Source organism: Candidatus Aminicenantes bacterium, from assembly GCA_026393795.1.
Classification (GTDB): Bacteria; Acidobacteriota; Aminicenantia; order UBA2199; family UBA2199; genus UBA2199.
The window spans coordinates 1-2,409 of record JAPKZL010000308.1; the positions used below are offsets into that span (position 1 = coordinate 1).

The 2,409-nt window shown below is 65.4% G+C and carries 4 protein-coding genes; all 4 read left to right on the forward strand.

What is annotated here, in order from left to right; genetic code table 11:
• Nucleotides 1–863 (forward strand): carbamoyltransferase HypF (locus NTW95_15065; protein MCX6558727.1); only part of this gene is annotated, 863 nt, incomplete at its 5' end.
• Between the two features lie 2 nt (nt 864–865).
• A complete protein-coding gene (locus NTW95_15070; GenBank protein ID MCX6558728.1) occupies nt 866–1,084 on the forward strand; it encodes a HypC/HybG/HupF family hydrogenase formation chaperone in 219 nt (72 codons plus the stop codon).
• Complete coding sequence (gene hypD, locus NTW95_15075) at nt 1,077–2,129, forward strand: hydrogenase formation protein HypD (protein ID MCX6558729.1); 1,053 nt, start codon at nt 1,077–1,079, stop codon at nt 2,127–2,129. Before NTW95_15070 ends, hypD begins: the two co-directional genes overlap by 8 nt.
• Nucleotides 2,122–2,409: AIR synthase related protein (locus NTW95_15080; protein ID MCX6558730.1), on the forward strand; the 288-nt coding region annotated here is incomplete at its 3' end. The genes hypD and NTW95_15080, both read left to right, overlap by 8 nt.

Here is a 2,409-nt window from a genome sequence, read left to right on the forward strand (position 1 = left end):
GGGCGGCATTCCCGGACGCCGCTCTCGTCGAAGTTCAGCACCACCGCGCCCATATCGGCTCGCTGCTAGCCGAACGCGGCGAGACGGGCCGGGTCCTGGGCATCGCCCTGGACGGCACCGGCTACGGCGACGACGAGGGTAGCTGGGGCGGCGAATTTTTCGCCGGCAACCTGCGCGGCCTGGAGCGGGTCGGCCATCTGCTGCCCGTCTTTCTCCCCGGCGGCGACGCGGCAGCCCGCGAGCCTTGGCGCACGGCCCTCTCCCTGCTGTCCGTCCTCCCGGGACAGGAAAAAGCGGCGGCGCGGCTCGCGCACAAATTCGGACCGCTGGGCGAAAGGGTTCAAGAAGCCATCGACAAACGGCGCGGCGGGGTCATGAGCACGAGCTGCGGCCGGCTGTTCGACGGCGCGGCGGCGCTGCTCGGCCTCGGCGATTATAATTCCTTCGAAGGGGAGCTCCCCATGCGCCTGCAGGCCGAGGCCGAGAAGGCCCGGCCGCAAAATAAATCCTACCCATTCGCCATCGAAGACCGGGCGGGCATGAAGATCCTGAACATGCTGCCGACCCTGACCGCCATGCTGGAGGACAGGCGGGGGCGGGCCGAAAGGGCTTACCGCTTCCACCTGACCCTGGCCCACGGCCTTGCGGCCATGGCCAACGCCTTGACCGCAAGCGCGGCGACGGATAAAATAGCCCTGAGCGGCGGCGTGTTTCAGAACCTGCTGCTGCTGAAAACGTGCCGGACGTCGATGAAAAAGAACGGCTTCCAGGTGTTGCACCATGCCTTGGTCCCGGCCAACGACGGCGGCGTGTCGCTGGGACAGGCGGCCCTGGCGGCCATGAAATACAGCAAGGAGAAGTAACCATGTGTCTGGCCGTGCCCATGAAAGTGGTCGAAATAAAGGGCGACATGGCCGTGGTCGAGAGCGCCGGCCTGCGCCGCGAGGTCGGCATCATGCTGCTGGCCAGCATCAGGCTCAACGACTGGGTCCTCATCCATGCCGGCTTCGCCATATCCAAGCTGACAAAGAAACAGGCCCGCGAAACGCTGGCCATCTTCGCCGAGGGACAGTTCTTTGCTTAAGAATACGTCACTGCCGCGCCTGGCCGAGCGCCTGCGTCATTTTCCGGCCAGACCGGGGACCAAGATCATGGAGGTCTGCGGCACCCATACCGTGGCCATCCGTCGCTGCGGAATTCAGCGCCTGCTTCCCGAAACAATGAAACTCGTCTCGGGGCCGGGCTGCCCTGTTTGCGTCACCCCCGACAGCTTTATCGACGAAGCCGTGGCCCTGGCCCGCCAGGGCGTCGTCATCACCAGCTTCGGCGACATGCTGCGCGTCCCCGGCAGCCGCTCCTCGCTGGAAAAGGAGCGCGCCGCCGGAGCCGATATCCGCGCCGTCTATTCTCCCTTGGACGCCCTGCGGATCGCCGCTGAAAGCGGATGGGAGACGGTTTTCCTGGCCGTGGGCTTCGAGACGACGGCCCCGGGCATCGCCGCCGCGGCCATGAAGGCCCTGGAGACAAAGCTGGGTAACTTCTCGCTGCTCACCGCTTTGCGCCTGGTGCCACCGGCATTGAAGGCCCTGATCGCAGTAGACACGGGCCTTTCGGGCTTCCTGCTGCCCGGCCACGTCTCGGCCGTCATCGGCAAACAGGCATACGATTTTTTGCTCGACCGGCAGCTGCCGGGAGTGATCAGCGGCTTCGGCGCCGAGGACATTATCTCTTCCCTGCTCCTGCTGCTGGAAATGCATAATAAGGATATATATAAGATAGTAAACAATTACCCGGCCGCAGTGCGCGACAGCGGCAACGAAAAGTCGCGCGCCATATTGTCGAAGGTCTTCGAGCCCGTCGACGCCGAGTGGCGCGGGCTGGGCTCCATCCCGGCCAGCGGCCTAGACCTGCGGCCCGCCTACGCCGGCCTCGACAGCCGCCGCCGTTTCGTCATCAAGAAAGAAACCGCCCCCCCGCGAAAGGGATGCCGCTGCGGCGACGTGCTGCGCGGCCTGATAGATCCCCCCGCCTGCCCCCTGTTCAACAAGGCCTGCCGTCCTGACCAACCGCTGGGACCGTGCATGGTTTCGGCCGAAGGCAGCTGCAGCGCCTGGGTGACCTATGGATAAGATACTGCTGGCCCACGGCGGCGGCGGCAGCAAGAGCGCCGAGCTGACCCGGCTCGTGTTCCAGCGTTTTTTGCGCGACCCACTGCTCCTGGAAATGGACGACGCCGCCCGCCTGCCCGGCCAGGTGTTCAGCACCGACAGCTTCGTGGTCAAGCCGCTTTTTTTTCCGGGCGGCGACATCGGCCGCCTGGCCGTCTGCGGCACGGTGAACGACCTGGCGGTCATGGGCGCCGAGCCGCTCTACCTTTCCATCGCCTTCATCATCGAGGAGGGGTTCCAG

Bases quoted from the DNA above. Each gene is read 5' to 3' on its own strand.
- NTW95_15070 (MCX6558728.1), top strand. From the start codon at position 866: ATGTGTCTGGCCGTGCCCATGAAAGTGGTCGAAATAAAGGGCGACATG.